The following is a 17678-nucleotide window of genomic DNA, read 5'->3' as shown; positions in this document are numbered from 1 at the left end:
AAGAGTTCGGCACAAATGACAGATAACCCAGATTTCACGCCAGCCACGCCCCGCACCATTCTGTTCGTCGCCTACCCGCAGGTGGGCCTGCTCGACCTGACCGGCGCGCAGACCGTGTTCTGGGCCGCGACCAAGGCCATGCACGCACGCGGTCTGCCGGGCTACCAGCGGTTGACGGTCAGCCTGGCGGGCGGCCTGGTGCAGACCGCCGAAGGCCTGGCGGTGGATACGCAGCCCCTGTCCGGCTTCGCGGTGAACGGCGTCGACACTCTGGTCGTGCCCGGATCGCCGGCAATCGAACAGGTGGTGGCCGAATCGGCCGAGCTGATTCGCTGGATCGCCGACCACGCCCACCTGGCGCGGCGCACCGCGTCGGTATGCAGTGGCACCTTCCTGCTGGCCGAGGCCGGCCTGCTGGACGGCAAGCGCGCGGCGACCCACTGGGCCATGTGCGAGCGGCTGGGTGCGCGCTTCCCGTCCATCGATGTGGACAACGACGCGATCTTCGTCCAGCAGGGCAGCGTCTGGACCTCCGCCGGCGTCAGCGCCGGGATCGACCTGGCCCTGTCACTAGTGGAAGCCGACTGCGGCCGCGAGGTGGCGATGCAGGTGGCGCGCGAGCTGGTGGTGTTCCTCAAGCGGCCTGGCGGGCAGGCGCAGTTCAGCGAACTGTTGCAGGCCCAGACCCAGGACGTGGCGGTGTTCGACGAACTGCACCGCTGGCTGGCCGACAATCTCGGCCAACCCAATCTCGGGGTGGAAGTGCTGGCCGAGCGCTGCCACATGAGCCCACGAAACTTCTCCCGCCTGTACAAGCAGAAGACCGGCCGCTCACCGGCCAAGGCCGTCGAGCTGTTTCGCCTGGAGGCGGCGCGCCGCCTGCTGGAGGACTCGGAACGCAACATCGAGCAGATCGCCCGAGAGTGCGGATATGGCGACGAGGAACGGATGCGCAGCACCTTCCAGCGCCATCTGGCGATCTCGCCCCGGGATTACCGCAAGCGCTTCTCGCGCTAGCTCCGCTGCCGGCAGCCCATGCCCGCTTTCGGCCCGGGCTGGATGGTCGCGACAGGCAGGAAGCGGCCAGACGGACCGTCGGCAGGCGTCTAATTATGAAGTGCTGCCGGCGGTAAGGTGCCGCTCTTACGCGCATCGGTGTCATTGGTTCGTCCGCGCAACACTGCCAAGTCGCGCTTGGGCGGCACTCCAAACAAACGGCTGTATTCTCGGCTGAACTGGGAGGGGCTTTCGTAGCCGACCTTGAAGGCCGCGCTCGATACGTCCAGGTGCTCGTTCAACATCAGGCGTCTCGCCTCGTTCAACCGCAGCCATTTCTGGTACTGCAGCGGGCTCATCGCGGTGAGCTGGCGGAAATGGTGATGAAAGGTCGGCGGACTCATCTGCACACGGGAGGCGAGTTCCTCGACGCGAAGCGGCATGGCGTAGTTCAGCTTCAGCCAGTCGATGGCCTTGGCAATCCGATAGCCCTGACCATCGACGGAGGTGATCTGCCGCAGCCTGGCTGCCTGGTCACTCATCAGCAGCCGGTAGTGAATCTCACGCTGGATCAATGGCGCGAGTACCGGGATGGCTTCGGGTTCATCCAGCAGCGCCAGCAGACGCCCGAACGACGCTAACAAAGCCGGGGTCGCCGAACCGATTCCCACACTCGTCCCAACGGATCGGTCACGACTTGGCGGCAGGCCACCCTGGGCGATCAGCTCAGCCAGCATGCGCAGGTCGAGCTTCAAGGTCAGCCCCAAACAGGGCTGCTCCGGGCTCGCCACCATCACCTCGGAATTGGCGGGCAAGTCTAACGAGGTGATCAGAAATCGCGAGGTGTCATACAGATACCCCTCGCCGCCTACCCACAGCCGCTTCTCGCCTCGAGCGACGAGGACGATGCTCGGCTCGACCATGCAGACGACCGGAGGCGAAGGGTGTTCACGGCGAAAGAAGCCGAGGCCGGCGATAGCTGTTCCGGCGTCACCCGGTTGGGTGATCCGGGTGCCAATGATCTGCGCCAGCGCCTCTTGTGGCGATGTGCTCTGAGTTGCGGTGTCGTGTCTGCTGGTCATGTTTGCTTGCACCTCGTGGCCGAACTCTAACGCGGCCGTCGGCCCCTTCCCAGCAAAAGCCTGCAGGCTCAGCGGATCAGGCAAGTAATCCAGCGAAACTCGCTACAGGGCATCCGGGCATAGCCGGAGAATGTGCCTCTAACCTAATGCAGGAAGGGGTCTTCAATGCTAGTAAAAGCCTACGGTGCCCATGCGGGCGACAAACCACTCGAGCCGCTGCAGATCACCCGCCGTGCACCTGGAGCCCATGACGTTCAGATCGACATCGCCTTCTGCGGCATCTGCCACTCGGATCTGCATCAGGTGCGCGCCGAGTGGGAAGGCACGCAGTTCCCCTGCGTTCCGGGCCACGAAATCGTCGGCCGCGTAAGCGCGGTCGGCGCACACGTCTCGGGGTTCAAAGCCGGTGATCTGGTCGGGATCGGCTGCATCGTCGACAGTTGCCAGCACTGCGACGACTGCGACGCCGGCCTGGAAAACTACTGCGACGGCATGATCGGTACCTACAACTTCCCGACCGGGGACGCACCCGGCTGGACGTTTGGCGGCTATTCGCAAACCATCGTGGTACACGAGCGCTACGTGCTGCGCATCCGCCACCCCGAGGAGCAACTGGCCGCTGTCGCGCCGCTGTTGTGCGCAGGCATCACCACCTATTCGCCGCTGCGTCACTGGAACGCGGGGCCGGGCAAGAAGATCGGTGTCGTCGGTATCGGTGGCCTGGGTCATATGGGCATCAAACTGGCCCATGCGATGGGTGCCCAGGTGGTGGCGTTCACCACCTCCGAAACCAAGCGCGAAGCGGCCAGGCAGCTGGGTGCCGACGAGGTTGTCGTCTCGCGCAATGCCGACGAGATGGCCGCGCAGGCCAAGAGCTTCGACTTCATCCTCAACACCGTCGCAGCCCCCCACGATCTCGATGACTTCCTGGTCCTGCTCAAGCGCGACAGTGTGCTGACCCTGGTCGGTGCGCCCGCCTCGCCGCACCCGTCGCCCAACGTGTTCAACCTGATCATGAAACGACGAACCCTTGCCGGCTCGATGATCGGCGGCATCCCCGAGACCCAGGAGATGCTGGATTTCTGTGCCGAGCACGGCATCGTCGCCGACATCGAGCTGGTGCGGGCCGATCAGATCAACGAGTCCTACGAGCGAATGCTCAAGGGCGACGTCAAGTATCGCTTCGTGATCGACAACGCCACCTTGGCCGGCTGATCGCGCGAGGCCAAACAACTCAACAGAAGGAATTATCACGTGAAAAGAATGCTGCTTGCCTTAGGGCTGCTCATCACCTCGTTCTCATCAATGGGAGCCGATATGTCGAACGGCGCGGACAACTTCTACAACAGCGACAAGGTGACTGTGGCAAAGGTCTCCTTCAACAATCAATACGGCATGAAGGTGGCCGGTAACCTGTTCACCCCGAAGGGCCTCGCCCCCGAAGCCAAGAGTGCCGCCATCATCGTCGGCCACCCGATGGGGGCGGTGAAGGAGCAGAGCGCGAACCTCTACGCCAGCAAAATGGCCGAGCAGGGTTTCGTCACGCTGTCGCTGGACCTATCCTTCTGGGGTGAGAGCGAAGGACAGCCTCGCCAAGCAGTGTCGCCGGACATCTACGCGGAAGACTTCAGTGCCGCGGTGGATTTCCTGGGCACCCGGCCTTTCATCGATCGGCAGCGCATCGGCGTTCTCGGCATCTGCGGCAGCGGTAGCTTCGCCATCAGCGCGGCCAAGATCGATCCGCGGCTGAAAGCCATCGCGACCGTCAGCATGTACGACATGGGTGCGGCCAACCGCAATGGCCTTCAGCACGCCGTTACCCTGGAGCAACGCCAGCAGATCATCCGCGAAGCGGCCGAGCAGCGTGACCTGGAGTTCCAGGGCGGCAACAGCAAATACACCAGCGGTTCGCCGCTAAAGCTGACTGGCAACCCAGTCGGCGACGAGTTCTACGACTTCTATCGCACACCGCGGGGCGAGGTCACGCCTGCCGGCGCGTCGCCGCAAACCACCACCATGCCGACGCTGACCAGCAACGTGAAGTTCATGAACTTCTATCCGTTCAACGACATCGAGTCCATCTCGCCACGTCCACTGCTGTTCATAACCGGCTCCGCTGCGCACTCGCGCGAGTTCAGTGAAGATGCCTTCAAGCGCGCCGCCGAGCCCAAGGAGTTGTTCGTTGTTCCCGGTGCCGGCCATGTGGATCTGTACGACCGGGTCAACCTCATCCCGTTCGCCAAGTTGACCGAGTTCTTCCAAAGCAATCTGCAGTAGCACTGATCAGTGCCTTAGTTGGGCACCGCATCTCCCGCGGCGGCACCGATCCCGGTGCCGCGTTTCTGCCTCTGCGCCTGGACCTGAGTCGCCTCTTGATCAGAGGTGCGGCTGACAGGCTGAGATCGCTTGTTGGTCGATGGCAACGAGGCCGCATTGTTCCCCCATCACGCAGCGCATGACGCTGGCTTGCAACGCAAATTGCCAGTTGAGCCTCAATGCACGTCGAGCATGGCGCTGCCGCGCGCTCCGAGGTGTCTGTCGACGTTGCTCGGTGCAACGGCGAATGCGCTTCAAGAAGCACAGGATCCCTCTATCCATGACCGATACATTTCTCTCAGCCCCTCAAAAGAGCCAGCAGTCATGGGGCGCTGTTCTCGCCATGTCGCTCGCCGCGTTTGCGCTGGTGGCCGCGGAATTCATGCCAGTCAGCCTGCTGACGCCGATTGCGACAGACCTCCAGATCAGCGAAGGCCAGGCCGGCCAGAGTATTTCCGTCTCTGGGCTGTTCGCGTTGCTCACCAGTCTTGTCATCGCATCAGTGGCGGCACGGGTTGATCGCAAACGGCTGCTCCTGTCCCTGACATTGCTGATGCTCGTTTCCGGAACGCTGGTGGCATTCGCGCCGAACTACACGCTGTTCATGGCTGGGCGCGCGCTGATCGGCGTCGCGATCGGCGGTTTCTGGGCGCTGTCGGCGGCAACGGCCATGCGGCTGGTGCCGGATGACCAGGTGCCGCGTGCGCTGGCAATCGTCAACGGCGGCAACGCCTTGGCGACAGTGATTGCGGCGCCCCTGGGAAGCTTCCTCGGTGCGTTGATCGGCTGGCGGGGCGCTTTCTTCTGCATCGTGCCAGTCGCTGCAGTCGCCGCCGCGTGGCTCCTGTTGAGCCTCCCCGCCATGAGGACGGAACGTAGCGCCGGAAGCGGCAATGCCTTCAGGTTAATGAAGAGCGCGCCGGTAGCGTTGGGCATGGTCGCGGCCAGCGCCTTTTTCATGGGCCAGTTCATGCTGTTCACCTATCTGCGCCCGTTCCTGGAAACGGTCACCCACGTCAGCGTTTCCATGCTTTCGCTCATGCTGCTCGTTTTGGGGGTGGCCGGTTTCGCGGGAACCTTCTTGATTGAAGTGTTCTTGAAAAACGGCCTGTATCGGACGCTGATCGCCATCCCGATGCTGATGGCAGTGATCGCACTGGCGCTCGCTGCGTTTGGAGGCTCCGCGGCGACTACCGCCGTCTTGCTGGGCTTCTGGGGGCTGGTTGCGACCGCAGCGCCGGTTGGCTGGTGGACATGGCTGGCGAGGACCCTGCCTGACGATGCGGAGGCTGGCGGTGGATTGATGGTGGCGATCATCCAACTGGCGATTGCCACGGGTGCAACCGTAGGCGGCTTCGTATTTGATCTGAGCGGTTACCGGGCGACATTCGAATTGAGCGCGGCCGTGCTTGCGGTAGCAGCCGTCCTGGCCTTCCTGGCTTCGCATACAGCGCCACGAGTGCCGCTTATGAAATCGAACGTGGCTGCCTAACATAGCCAACTTCCGCAAGGATAACGGCACGGCAATCCGCGGCGTCTGTAGGCCGCTCGTGGTGCTGTGCCAGCAGCTTGGCCTGTTCTCTGAAGCGCTTGCGACCATCGACGGCAGCAGGTTCAGGGCGATCTACTGCGCACAAACTTCCCGCAGACACCCGCGCAACCAGCGATGCGCCGGATCGGCGTCCATTCGCGGGTGCCAGAGCATGGCGACCGTGAATGTCGGCAGGGTGAACGGTAGCGGGAAGCTGTACATGCCGGCGCGCAGGCTGGCGGTGTGCCGTTCCGGGACGCTGACGATCAGTTCGGTGGCGCGGGCCAGGGCGAGTGCGGTGGAAAAGCCGGCGACAATCGTCACGACCTCCCGCGCAAGGCCTAGCGACTTCAGGGCTTCATCGATCGGGCCCTTATCGAGCCCGCGGCGGGAAACGTAGATGTGCCCGCCAGCCGCATAACGGGCCGGCGTGACCTCGCCCTGGCTCAGCGGGTGGCCCAGGCGCACGACGCCGATGAAGCGGTCGCGGAACAAGGCCTGGGTCCGCAATTCCGGACTGGCGTCCTGGCCCACGACACCGGTTTCCAGGTCGACGGTGCCGTCGCGCAGGGGCGTGCTGTCTTTATCCGGTTTTTGCATGAAGCACAGGCGTACGCCAGGCGCTTCCTGTGCAATGCGCGCAATCAGCGCCGGCCCGAAGTTCTCGGCAAAGCCTTCGCTGCTGCGCAGGGTGAAGGTTCGCACCAGCTGTTTCAGGTCGATCTGTGCGGCGGGGCGCAGCACCGCTTCGGCGTCCTGCACCAGTTGCGCGACCCGCTCGCGCAGTTCGAGCGCTCGGGGCGTGGGCACCAGGCCGCGTCCGGCCCGGACCAACAGCGGGTCGCCCATGGTGTCGCGCAAGCGTGCCAGCGCCCGGCTCATCGCCGACGGGCTCAGCCGCAAGCGCTTGGCGGCGCGTGCCACGCTGCCTTCGGCGAGCAGCACATCGAGGGTGACCAGCAAATTGAGATCGGGTGTGGACATCGGTCGGCCCTGGAATGGCGTGATTTTGATAGCGCGTCAAACGCACGAATAACCTGCAAATGCTGCGCCTTCCGCCAGGTTACCCGCCGGCGTAGATTTCCGACAGCTCCGCTTCGGGAGTGGCCAGAACAAAGGAGGGCCTGATGAAGCCGGTTATTGCAGGACAAGCTGAGGCCGTAGCGGACAGTGCGCAACGGACGCCTGCGGTTCGCTTGGCGCTCGCCAGCCTGTCGCTATCCATGTTGCTGTCCTCGCTTGGCATCAGCATCGCCAATGTCGGCTTGCCGACCTTGGTCCAGGCGTTCGACGCCTCCTTCCAGGACGTGCAGTGGGTGGTTATCGCCTATCTGCTCGCCATCACCACCCTGATCGTCAGCGTCGGCCGGTTCGGCGATCTGATTGGCCGGCGGCGCCTGCTCCTGGCCGGGATATTCCTGTTCACGCTGGCCTCGGCGCTGTGCGGCTTCGCGCCCACCTTGTGGCTGCTGATCGGCGCGCGGGCGCTACAGGGGCTCGGTGCGGCGATCATGATGGCCCTGACCCTGGCCTTTGTTGGCGAGACGGTGGCGAAGGCCAAGACCGGCAGCGCCATTGGCTTGCTCGGGACCATGTCGGCGATTGGTACCGCGCTGGGGCCGTCGCTCGGCGGCGTGCTGATCGCCAGGTTCGGCTGGCAGGCCATCTTCCTCGTCAGCGTGCCGCTGGGCGCCCTGACCTTGCTGCTCGCGCAGCGCTACTTGCCCGTCGATCGGCACACGCCGAAGGCCGGGCGTGGCGGCTTCGACCCGCTGGGCACGCTGCTGCTGGCGCTGACGCTCGCGGCCTACGCGCTGGCCATGACGATGGGCCGTGGGCTCGACATGGCCCTGCTGCTGGCTGCTGCCGTCGGCGTCGGCCTCTTCGTCTTTGTCGAGGCGAGGGTCGCATCACCGCTGATTCGCTTGGCGCTGTTTCGCGATCCGCTGCTGAGTGGCAGCCTCGCCATGAGCGCGCTGGTCTCGACGGTGATGATGGCGACTCTGGTGGTCGGGCCTTTCTATCTTGCGCATGGGCTCGGGCTCGACGCCGCTCGGGTGGGACTGGTTTTATCGGTCGGGCCGTTCGTTTCTGCGCTGACGGCCGTGCCGGCAGGTCGCATCGCGGACCGTTTTGGCGCCCAACGCATGACCATCGTCGGGCTCGCCGGCATGGCGGCCGGTTGCCTGCTGTTATCGGTGATACCGGAGAGGCTCGGCATCGGCGGCTACATTGCCCCGATCGTTATCCTCACCATGGGCTACGCACTGTTCCAGACAGCCAACAACACCGCGGTCATGACCGCTGTGGCCTCGGACCAACGCGGCGTCATCTCCGGCATGCTCAACCTGTCGCGCAATCTCGGGCTTATCACCGGCGCATCCGCGATGGGCGCGGTGTTCGTGCTCACCTCGGCGACGAGCGACATCGCCACGGCGCATCCCCAGGCCGTTGCCAGCGGTATGCGCAACACCTTCGCGGTCACCCTGGTGCTGAGCGCCGCCGCGCTGGCCATCGCGGTTGCAAGCCGTGCGCTGGCCCGCAGGATGGGCTGAGCGCTAGCGTTCATGAGCATCCGCAGGGGCAGAGGTGCGGGTCTTGTCTTTGCTTATGAGAAAAGGGGCCGTGCATTTATCTTCATGGCCCTTAGCCAGAATGATGGAGCGAATGGCCAAGCAACCCCTTCATGATGACTCGCGATGGGTATCGCTGCGCTCAACCTACGTGGCCCGACGGATCGCCGCCCGCACCATCCTACGGGGCGGCATTTCCTCACCGGCACGCGGCGAGCCGCCCTGCCCTAGCCGGCTTGTTCCGGCTGCCAGTCGCTGACGATGATCCTGTCCCGGCCGCCCTGCTTGCCGGTCTTTTCCGCCTTCTTGCGCGCGCTGATGGTGGCCACGCACTGGTCGTCGTTGTTGAGGCTCACGATGCATTCCAGGCACTGGATGCACTCGTCGTAGTCGATGCGGCCATCGCGCTCGATGGCGCCGATTTCGCAGTGGTTCTTGCAGTGCTGGCAGGGGTTGCCGCAGGCGTCGATGCGCTTGAGCCAGGCGAACAGGTGGTACTTGCCGAGCACGGCCAGGCCGGCGCCGAGCGGGCAGAGGTAGCGGCAGTAGAACTTGTGCACGAACAGGCCCAGGCCGAGCAGGATCACGGCATACAGCACGAACGGCCAGCTGCGCACGAAGAACAGGGTGATCGAGGTCTTGAAGGGTTCCACTTCGGCCAGGCGTTCGGCCAGGCTCAGGGAGTAGAAGGCGCTCAGCAGCAGGCCGAGCAGGATTGCATATTTGAGCTTCTGCAGGCGCTGGTGGCTACGATCGGCGATTTTCCACTGCCTGATCCGCAGGCGCTTGGCGACCCAGCCGAGCATTTCCTGCAGGGCGCCGAAGGGGCAGAGCCAGCCGCAGAACAGGCCGCGGCCCCAGATGAACAGGCTGACGAAGGTGAAGCTCCAGAGGATGAAGATCAGCGGGTCCATCAGGAACACGCGGATGTCGAAGCCGTCCCACAGGGTCTGCAGCAGGGTGAAGATATTCACCACCGACAGCTGGCCCTGGGCGTAGAGCCCGATAAACCCCAAGGTGAACAGCAGGAAGCCGCCACGCAGCAGGTGAAAGCCGCGGCTGTGTGCGCTGATGCGGTGCTGGAAGACGAATACCCCGCTCAGCAGGATCAGCGCCCCGACCAGCAGGGCGATCTGCCACCAGCGCTCCAGCCACATGCGCAGCCAGATGGGCACCGGTTCGGCCGGGGCGACGGCCTGCTGGATATCGAACAGCTGCTGGTCGAGCTGGAACGCCCGGCTGAAGTGGCTGTTGCTCTCCACCAGGTGATTGCGCCGCAGGCTGACGTTCAGTTGCAGGGCGGCGGGCTGCGCCGGGTTGAAGGCGGCGTGGGGCTTGATGCGGAAGATGTGCGCGTCCACCTCCTGCAGCGGCGTGGCGAGCGTCGCCAGCACTTCGCCGTTATTGAAGTGCATGTCGTACAGCTCGATGGCCTGGCCGTTTTGCACCAGCACCAGGCGACTGGCCGCGGTGGCAGGCGTGAAATCGGCCGGGACATGCCGATACAGGCCGCTGGACAGCACCAGCAGCGCCTGCTCGCCGGGCTGCAATTGCTCGCCGAGCTGCTGAAAACCAGCCGCCCCGAGCAGGTTGCGGCCAATGCTCGGGGCATTGAGGTAGGCGAAATGCAGTTCGCTGAAGGGGCCGCCGTCGTCCTCCAGCGCGAACTCGGGGTAGTCGCTCAGCGCATGCCCCAGCTGGGCCTCGACCTCCTCGCGGCCCAGCGTCCAGCGCTGCACATAGCCGTTGTCGAGCAGGCGCTGCCAGTCCATGGGCTGGTACAGCTCGCTTTTCGGCGTGGCCAGCGGGCCGCTGGCGAAGCCGTCGAGCAGTTGCCGGGCGACGCTCAGCGCCGCCTGCAGCACGGTTTCATTGAGGATGACCACCGACACCGTGGCCTTGCTGACGCCGTCGAACTGGATGGTCGACTCGCCGTCCGCGCTGTCCGCACGGCGACCGCCGACGATGATCGGCCGGCTGATGGGGTGCTGCCGGTACTGCTCGACGAAGTCCAGCAGCGGCTGCACCCCCAGGCCATAGAGAAACACCGGCTCGTGGTGTTCGAGCACCCTCACCCCGGCCAGCACGCCCTGCGGGTCCATGCCGATGAGCAGGCGGATGGGTTTGCCGGAAAAACCCTGGAGGCTGGAGTAGTCGCTGGACTCGAAGGCGTAGCCGAGCAGTTCGTCGAGCTGGTAGACGCTGTAGACCGGCGGCGCCGCCTGCTTGGGCTCGACCCGCGTGGCCTTCGGGAACAACTGCAGGATCTCGCCCTGCAACGCCTCGGCGGCCAGCGGCTGGCTGAACAGCGCGCACACCAGCATCAGCACCCGCAGGCAGGGGAAGCGGCTGAAGCAGGATGGCATGGCGCGCCTCGGCGGTTTTGTCCTTATCGAACCATGCTATCCAGCGTGCAGCCGGGCGCCATGCGACTTGCCGGCAGTTCGACCGCTACTTCAGTCGTAGAACAGCGGGATCTGCAGCCGCGCCTGGGCTTCTTGCGCGGGATCAAGCGCTTCTTTCGGCGACAGGAGTAGCCTTGCTGCAACGGCCGCAACAGGCTGTTGAAAAACGTAGCGAGCGACGGCTAGGCAAGGCGAAAGCAGCCGAGGAAGCGCAGTGTACGAGTTGTACATGAGCATTCCGAGGCTGCTTTCAACGCCGCATAGCCGAGCGCAGTAGTTTTTCAACGGCCTGTTAATACCCAGGAGGCGAGCATGGCCAAAAAGTTTCCCTTACATCCACCGCATCCCGAGCGCGTCTGCTGGGGCTGCGACAGGTATTGCCCGGCGGGGTCGCTGGATTGCGGCAATGGTTCCGACCGCACCATGCACCCGGCCGAAATGCTCGGAGAGGACTGGTACCTGTTCGGCGACTGGGGTATCGAGCCACCGAGCGAGCCGCAGAAGCCGGAGGACGAAGCGCTCTGAGTCGTAAACACAGGAACGCCGCGGTGTAGCACCATTTGGGTAATCCTCCGCATCCCCTTAGCAGCGGATTGCGCTAAGTGCAGGGCCATAGCCCGGGAGTGGTCGCCGCCTGCAACAGGCTTCTCGGGTTGCATCCGGGCTACATGCCTGACCCTGATGCCTATGATGGGTATCGCTGCGCTCAAGCCTAGGCGGCCCGCACCATCCTGCAAAGTTCGAGCTTATCCACTGCCTGCTGCTGGTGGATGGCGCCCTCGGGTAGAATGCGCCCTCTCCCGCCATTATCAGCGCCTCGCCCATGACCGACCCGGCCCAGCACATCGTCCCTCGCGTCGCCATCATCGGTGGCGGCCCGGCCGGGCTGATGGCCGCCGAGGTGCTGGCGTTGGCCGGGGTCCGGGTCGAGCTGTATGACGCCATGCCTTCGGTCGGGCGCAAGTTCCTCCTGGCCGGGGTGGGCGGGATGAACATCACCCACTCGGAAGCCAAGCCGGCGTTCCTCGCGCGCTACGGCGAGCGCCGCGAGGAGATCGCCCGGCTGCTCGCCGAGTTCGATGCCGACGCCTTGCGCGCCTGGATTCACGGCCTGGGCATCGACACCTTCGTCGGCACCTCGGGGCGGGTCTTCCCAACCGACATGAAGGCCGCGCCGCTGCTGCGCGCCTGGCTCAAGCGCCTGCGCGAACTGGGCGTCACGCTCCACACCCGCCAGCGCTGGCTGGGCTGGACGGCCGACGGCGCCCTGCGCCTCGCCACGCCCGCCGGGGAAACCGCCGTGCAGGCCGATGCGACCCTGCTGGCGCTGGGCGGTGGCAGCTGGCCGCGGCTCGGTTCCGACGGTGCCTGGGTGGCGCTGCTACAGGCACGCGGAGTCGAGATTGCGCCGCTGCAGGCGAGCAACTGCGGCTTCGAGGTGGCCGGCTGGAGCCCGTTGCTGCGCGACAGGTTCGCCGGCGCGCCGCTGAAGAACGTCAGCCTGCGCCTGGACGACGAAACGCCGCGCCAGGGCGAGTTCGTGCTCACTGCCGGCGGCGTCGAAGGCAGCCTGGTTTACGCATTGTCGGCGTCCATCCGCGAGCGGATCAACCGCCAGGGCACGGCCAGGGTCCATCTCGACCTGCTGCCGCAGAGCCCGCTGGCCAAGCTGCAAGCCGCACTGGCCAAGCCGCGCGGCTCGCACTCGCTGGCCAAGCACCTGCACCGCCAGGTCGGCATCGACGGGGTCAAGGCCGCGCTGCTGCGCGAACTGGCGCCGGCCGACTGCTTCGCCGATCCCGCCCGCCTGGCCGCCGCGCTCAAGGCGTTGCCGCTGACCCTGGTCAGGCCGCGACCACTGGACGAGGCGATCAGCACGGCCGGCGGCGTGCCCTTCGAGGCGCTGGATGCGCGGCTGATGCTCAGGCAACTGCCCGGGGTGTTCTGCGCCGGCGAGATGCTCGACTGGGAAGCGCCGACCGGCGGCTACCTGCTCACCGCCTGCTTCGCCAGCGGCCGGGCGGCCGGGCTGGGCATGCTGGAGTGGTTACCCACCGCAGGGTGCGCCGCGCGCACCGAATACACTGATCATCCAGAGTCCGATCATGCACCCCGTCACCCTGGTGCGCACGGCGCACCCTACGACGATTGAGCGCAGCGATAGCCCTGCGGCCTTCAGCATCGCGCGCCCTGCCCCACCGCAAGTGCTGAGGGCCCGCGGGTGTAGGTTGGCGCTGAGACTGCGAAGCCCAACGAAGAGCACGTAGCGCTGCCCGGACACTGCGTCGAATTCTGTTGTTGGGCTTCGTCGAGCTCAGCCAGCGTGGCCCGGCCCAACCTAGGTATTCGAAGCAGCGGATCGCCGAGCACACAGGAACTAGGCCACAGCAATCCCGGTCTCTATTCAGCCAAGCATTGACCGCCAGCACGCGCAAACCTGCCCGCTTCGCTCGGCCCTCGATCTGAGCCGGAGAATCACCATGCCTATCCAGCGTTTCAGCCTTTGCCTGGGCGCCGTCGCACTCTGTAGCTGCGCCTTGTCGCTGCAGGCCGCCGAATGGCGTGTCACCACGACGATGGATGAGCATGACAGTTTCTGCGATGCCCACTGTTCGCTGCGCGATGCGGTGAGCACGGCCAATCGCGAGCCCGGCGCCGACCTTATCCTGCTGCCAGCCGGGCGCTATGTATTGAGCCTGCTCGCCGAATTTGGCGAACCGGGAATTCGCTATGACGAGGATGCCAACCTCAATGGCGACCTGGATATCGGCGACGCCCTGAGCATCCGCGGCGCCGGCAGCGAGTCGACCATCATCAGCGGCATCGACCCAACGCAGCCGCCCTACCGCAACGACCGTTTGCTGGAAGTATTGAGCGGCGCCAGCCTGAACCTGCAACGCCTGGCCCTGGAAAACGGCCGCACGGCGTTCAACGGCGCTGCGGCGGAGAACCATGGCCTTCTGCGCCTGCAATCTGTCAGGGTGCAAGGCAACCATGCCGCGACCATCAATCCGGACTTTCGCGAAATCGTCGGCGAGGAAGGCTATAGCTACGGCCAGGGCGGCGGCATCGCCAACTACGGCAGCCTGGAGGTCTACTCGTCGGACTTTCTGGAAAACCGCTCGCGCGGCGATCTGGAAGACAATCTCGGCCGCGGCGGCGCCATCTTCAATCGCGGCAACCTGCTGGTGCGCGACAGCAACTTCCTGCGCAACCAGGCCTCGGACGAAGCCGAACGCTCCGTCGGCAGCGGCATCTTCAACGGCGGGCTGGCCGATATCTCCCGCAGTGCCTTCGTCGCCAACAGCGGCTCGGAAGGCGGTCGCGGCTTTGCCATCGGCAACGACGACAACGGCGAGCTGAAGCTGAGCAATAGCACCCTCAACGGCCACGTAGGCACCGGCGGCGCGCTGAGTAACGGCTACTACAGCAACCCACCGGAAAATGATCCCAAGGCCACGCTGATCAACGTCACCATCGCCGGCAACAACGGCTACGGCGTGCAGAACAGCGGCCAGTTGCTGATCCGCAACAGCCTGATCGCCGGCAATCTCGGTTTTTTTGGCGACGAGGTGACCAACTGCCGCAACCAAGGCCCCAGGTATCGTTATCAAGCCATCGGCCTGCTGCTCAATAGCGAGCCGAGCAACTGTTCGGCCGATCTTTACCTGCCCTACGAGCAGACGTTCACCCAGTTGCTGCTGCCCTTGGCCGACAACAACGGCCGCACCCAGAGCTATGCCCTGCGCCGCGGTAGCCTGGCGCTGGACAGCGGCGTTGGCTCCTGCACCCAGCACGACCAGCGCCGCCTGACCCGACCGCGCGACGGCGATGGCGACGGGGTGGCGGTTTGCGACCTGGGCGCGTTTGAGCGGGCCAGACCGTAGGGTTCGCGACTGTATGGCGGGTTAGGCGCGCTACCTGGCCCAACCTACGTTTTGCGGCCGCCCTTGACCGGTTTGCCGCCGAAGCTCGGCACCTTGCGTACGGCCTTGACCGCGGGGGCGGCGGGCTCGTCGCTTTCCAGCCAGCGGCCGAGGCTGCCGCCTTTGCCGCCGCCGACCACTTTCGGCTTCTTGGCTTTCTTCGGTTTCTTCACCACCTGGCCGCCGGCCAGGGTCTGCGGCACGCGGTGGTCGGGGATGAAATCCGGCTCGTCGATGCGCTGCAGGACCTGCTGGGTCAGGGTCTCGATGGCCGACAGGTGCTGCACCTCGTCGGCACACACCAGCGACACCGCCTGGCCCGTGGCGCCGGCACGGCCGGTGCGGCCGATGCGGTGCACGTAGTCTTCGGCGACGATCGGCAGGTCGAAGTTGACCACCAGCGGCATGTCGTCGATGTCCAGGCCGCGGGCCGCCACGTCGGTGGCCACCAGCACCTTGATCTCGCCATCCTTGAACCGCTGCAGGGCGCGCAGACGGGTGGCCTGGGGCTTATCGCCGTGGATCGCATCGGCGCTGATGCCGTGACGCTGCAGCTCGCCTTCCAGCTCGTCGACGCCCTTGCGGGTCTTGACGAACACCAGCGCCTGGCTCCAGCGCTTGCTCTGGTACAGGTGCAGGAACAGTTCGGTCTTGCGCTTCTTGTCCACCGGGATCAGCCACTGCTTGACCGACTTGGCCGCGGCGTTACGCGGGCTGACCGAAATGCTCAGCGGGTCGTGCAGCATCTCGCTGGCCATGGCGCGGATGGCCTCGGAGAAGGTCGCGGAGAACAGCAGGGTCTGGCGCTTTTTCGGCAGCGCGGCGAACACGTCCTGCAGCTCGCGGGCGAAGCCCAGGTCGAGCATGCGGTCGGCCTCGTCGAGCACCAGCACCTGCAGCTGGTTGAACTTGACCGCGTTCTGCCGGTACAGGTCGAGCAGGCGCCCGGGCGTGGCGACCAGCACGTCGAGGCCCTTGCGCAGCGTCATCATCTGCGGGTTGATGCTGACCCCGCCGTACACCGCATAGCTGCGCAGTGGCAGGTTCTGGCCGTAGGTCAGAAAGCTCTGCTGCACCTGCTCGGCCAGTTCGCGGGTCGGCACCAGCACCAGGGCGCGCACCGAGTTGCTGGTCACCACCGGGCCTTCCATCATCAGCCGCTGCAACAGCGGCAGGGCGAAACCGGCGGTCTTGCCGGTGCCGGTCTGCGCCGCGGCCATCAGGTCGAGGCCCTTGAGGATCGGCGGGATGGCCTGGGCCTGCACCGGGGTGGGGGTGGCATAGCCGAGGCCGTCGAGGGTGCGCAGCAGGGGATCAATCAGGCCGAGGGAAGCGAAGGTCATGAGGGTAACCGGAACGTGGGACACGAAAGTGCGAATGCGCGCAGTTTACCCTGCCCCGGGCTGGCCATCGCGTTTCTGTTGCGCGGGCGGCGCGATTGGCTTATCGCCAAGGGGACAGGTAGGGTGAGCGTCTATAATTCATGACTGAACGGAAATCGACGGACCATGCAGATGACATCGAGATACGGCTTCGGCGGGCGCATGGCGACCTTGCTGGTCATGGCTGCGCTGCTCAGCGGCTGCGGCATCAACAACATTCCCACCTACGACGAACAGGTCAAGGCCGCCTGGTCCCAGGTGGAGAACCAGTACCAGCGGCGTGCCGACCTGGTCCCCAACCTGGTGGAAACCGTCAAGGGTTTCGCCAAGCAGGAGCAGGAAACCCTGGTGGCGGTGATCGAGGCGCGGGCCAAGGCCACCTCCATCCAGGTCGATGCCAGCACCCTGGACCAGCCGGAGAAGATGCGCCAGTTCCAGCAGGCCCAGGAACAGCTGACCGGCGCCCTGAGCCGCTTGATGGCGGTTTCCGAGCGTTATCCGGACCTGAAGTCCAACCAGAACTTCCTCGCTTTGCAGTCCCAGCTGGAAGGCACGGAAAACCGTATCGCCGTGGCCCGACGCGACTTCATCACCGCGGTCGAGCGCTACAACACCGAGATCCGCACCTTCCCCGGGCGCATCTGGCATAGCCTGATGTACAGCGACATGCCGCTGCGCGAGAACTTCGAGGCGACCACCCCGGAGGCGGATAAAGCGCCGGAAGTGAAATTCTGATGGCAGCCACGCTACGCCTGCCACTGTTCCTGCTGCTGTGCGCCTGGGCCTGGATGGCCCAGGCGCAACCCGAGTTCCCGCCGCTCAGCGGGCGGGTGGTCGATCAGGCCGAGTTGCTCGATACGCCAACCGAAGCGCGCCTGAGCCAACTGCTGGCGGCGCACGAGCAGGCCAGCAGCGAGCAACTGGTGGTGGTCACCGTGGCGAACCTGCAAGGCGTTGCCATCGAGGACTACGGTTACCAGCTGGGCCGGCACTGGGGCATCGGCCAGAAGGGCAAGGACAACGGCGCCCTGCTGCTGGTCGCCCGCGACGAACGCAAGCTGCGCATTGAGGTCGGTTACGGCCTCGAGGGTCGCCTGACCGATGCGCAATCCTCGGTGATCATCAACCAGATCATCACCCCGGCCTTCAAGGCCGGCGATTACGCCAAGGGCATCAACGACGGCGTGGCGGCGATCCTCCAGGTGCTCGGCGGCGAGCCTCTGGCTGCCAGCAGCGCGCCAGAGGACAAACAGGCCAAGGCGATCCCCTTCTTCGTCTTGCTGCTGATCGTCATGGGCCTGATCGGCGGTGGCCGCGGCGGGCGACGCGGCCTGCTGCTCGGCGGGCTGCTGGCTGCCGGGCTGGGCCGCGGCGGCTCGGGCGGCGGCTTCGGCGGCGGGGGCGGATTTGGCGGTGGCGGCGGTGGTTTCGGTGGCGGTGGTGCTTCCGGCGGCTGGTAATTCAATT

The 17678-nt window shown here is 65.3% G+C and carries 15 protein-coding genes and 1 pseudogene; 11 read left to right on the top strand and 5 right to left on the bottom strand.

Annotated features, from left to right (window positions below):
- Window positions 1-15 precede the first annotated feature (15 nt).
- Window positions 16-1017: a GlxA family transcriptional regulator gene (locus tag G9C89_RS17255; protein ID WP_172150216.1), complete on the top strand. Its 1002-nt coding sequence runs from the start codon at window positions 16-18 to the stop codon at window positions 1015-1017.
- Window positions 1018-1106: 89 nt separating this feature from the next.
- Here the strand turns inward: G9C89_RS17255 and G9C89_RS17250 are convergent, their stop codons facing one another.
- Window positions 1107-2078, bottom strand: coding sequence for an AraC family transcriptional regulator (locus G9C89_RS17250; protein ID WP_172150214.1), 972 nt, complete (start codon window positions 2076-2078; stop codon window positions 1107-1109).
- Between the two features lie 165 nt (window positions 2079-2243).
- On the opposite strand from G9C89_RS17250, the gene G9C89_RS17245 reads away from it, so the two are divergent.
- The 4 genes and pseudogenes from G9C89_RS17245 to G9C89_RS25265 form a co-directional block, all read left to right on the top strand.
- On the top strand, window positions 2244-3293 hold the full coding sequence (locus G9C89_RS17245; RefSeq protein WP_172150212.1) for an NAD(P)-dependent alcohol dehydrogenase: 1050 nt from the start codon (window positions 2244-2246) through the stop codon (window positions 3291-3293).
- A gap of 39 nt (window positions 3294-3332) precedes the next feature.
- Entirely contained in the window at window positions 3333-4355 is a 1023-nt protein-coding gene (locus tag G9C89_RS17240; protein WP_172150210.1) for an alpha/beta hydrolase, read from the top strand.
- A 319-nt stretch (window positions 4356-4674) separates the two neighbouring features.
- Window positions 4675-5886, top strand: a complete 1212-nt coding sequence (locus G9C89_RS17235) for an MFS transporter (RefSeq protein ID WP_172150208.1) — start codon at window positions 4675-4677, stop codon at window positions 5884-5886.
- A 1-nt stretch (window position 5887) separates the two neighbouring features.
- Window positions 5888-6019: pseudogene (locus tag G9C89_RS25265) on the top strand (hypothetical protein); the annotation flags it as partial.
- Here the strand turns inward: G9C89_RS25265 and G9C89_RS17230 are convergent.
- Window positions 6019-6909, bottom strand: a complete 891-nt coding sequence (locus G9C89_RS17230; RefSeq protein ID WP_172150206.1) for a LysR family transcriptional regulator — start codon at window positions 6907-6909, stop codon at window positions 6019-6021. The pseudogene G9C89_RS25265 and the gene G9C89_RS17230 overlap by 1 nt on opposite strands.
- 143 nt (window positions 6910-7052) lie before the next feature.
- Here G9C89_RS17230 and G9C89_RS17225 point away from each other — a divergent pair, with 143 nt between their 5' ends.
- A complete protein-coding gene (locus G9C89_RS17225; RefSeq protein ID WP_172150204.1) occupies window positions 7053-8480 on the top strand; it encodes an MFS transporter in 1428 nt (475 codons plus the stop codon).
- A gap of 245 nt (window positions 8481-8725) precedes the next feature.
- On the opposite strand, the gene G9C89_RS17220 is transcribed toward G9C89_RS17225, so the two are convergent.
- Entirely contained in the window at window positions 8726-10864 is a 2139-nt protein-coding gene (locus tag G9C89_RS17220) for a NosR/NirI family protein (RefSeq protein ID WP_172150202.1), read from the bottom strand.
- Between the two features lie 90 nt (window positions 10865-10954).
- Complete coding sequence (locus G9C89_RS17215; protein WP_172150200.1) at window positions 10955-11134, bottom strand: hypothetical protein; 180 nt, start codon at window positions 11132-11134, stop codon at window positions 10955-10957.
- Window positions 11135-11215: 81 nt separating this feature from the next.
- Here G9C89_RS17215 and G9C89_RS17210 point away from each other — a divergent pair, with 81 nt between their 5' ends.
- From G9C89_RS17210 to G9C89_RS17200, 3 genes are all read left to right on the top strand, one after another.
- Window positions 11216-11428, top strand: coding sequence for a DUF3079 domain-containing protein (locus G9C89_RS17210; RefSeq protein ID WP_172150198.1), 213 nt, complete (start codon window positions 11216-11218; stop codon window positions 11426-11428).
- A 298-nt stretch (window positions 11429-11726) separates the two neighbouring features.
- Entirely contained in the window at window positions 11727-13055 is a 1329-nt protein-coding gene (locus G9C89_RS17205; RefSeq protein WP_172150196.1) for a TIGR03862 family flavoprotein, read from the top strand.
- 328 nt (window positions 13056-13383) lie between these two features.
- Complete coding sequence (locus G9C89_RS17200; protein WP_172150194.1) at window positions 13384-14790, top strand: CSLREA domain-containing protein; 1407 nt, start codon at window positions 13384-13386, stop codon at window positions 14788-14790.
- A gap of 44 nt (window positions 14791-14834) precedes the next feature.
- Here the strand turns inward: G9C89_RS17200 and G9C89_RS17195 are convergent, their stop codons facing one another.
- Entirely contained in the window at window positions 14835-16172 is a 1338-nt protein-coding gene (locus G9C89_RS17195; protein WP_172150192.1) for a DEAD/DEAH box helicase, read from the bottom strand.
- 171 nt (window positions 16173-16343) lie between these two features.
- Here G9C89_RS17195 and G9C89_RS17190 point away from each other — a divergent pair, with 171 nt between their 5' ends.
- Complete coding sequence (locus G9C89_RS17190; RefSeq protein ID WP_172150190.1) at window positions 16344-16946, top strand: LemA family protein; 603 nt, start codon at window positions 16344-16346, stop codon at window positions 16944-16946.
- The gene (locus G9C89_RS17185) at window positions 16946-17671 is read left to right on the top strand and encodes a TPM domain-containing protein (protein ID WP_172150188.1); all 726 of its coding nucleotides are present in this window, start codon (window positions 16946-16948) and stop codon (window positions 17669-17671) included. Before G9C89_RS17190 ends, G9C89_RS17185 begins: the two co-directional genes overlap by 1 nt.
- Window positions 17672-17678 lie beyond the last annotated feature (7 nt).

It is taken from the genome of Pseudomonas tumuqii (assembly GCF_013184545.1).
Lineage (GTDB): Bacteria > Pseudomonadota > Gammaproteobacteria > Pseudomonadales > Pseudomonadaceae > Aquipseudomonas > Aquipseudomonas tumuqii.
The sequence above is the reverse complement of the archived record's forward strand: the minus strand, read 5'-3'. Positions and strand labels throughout refer to the sequence as shown.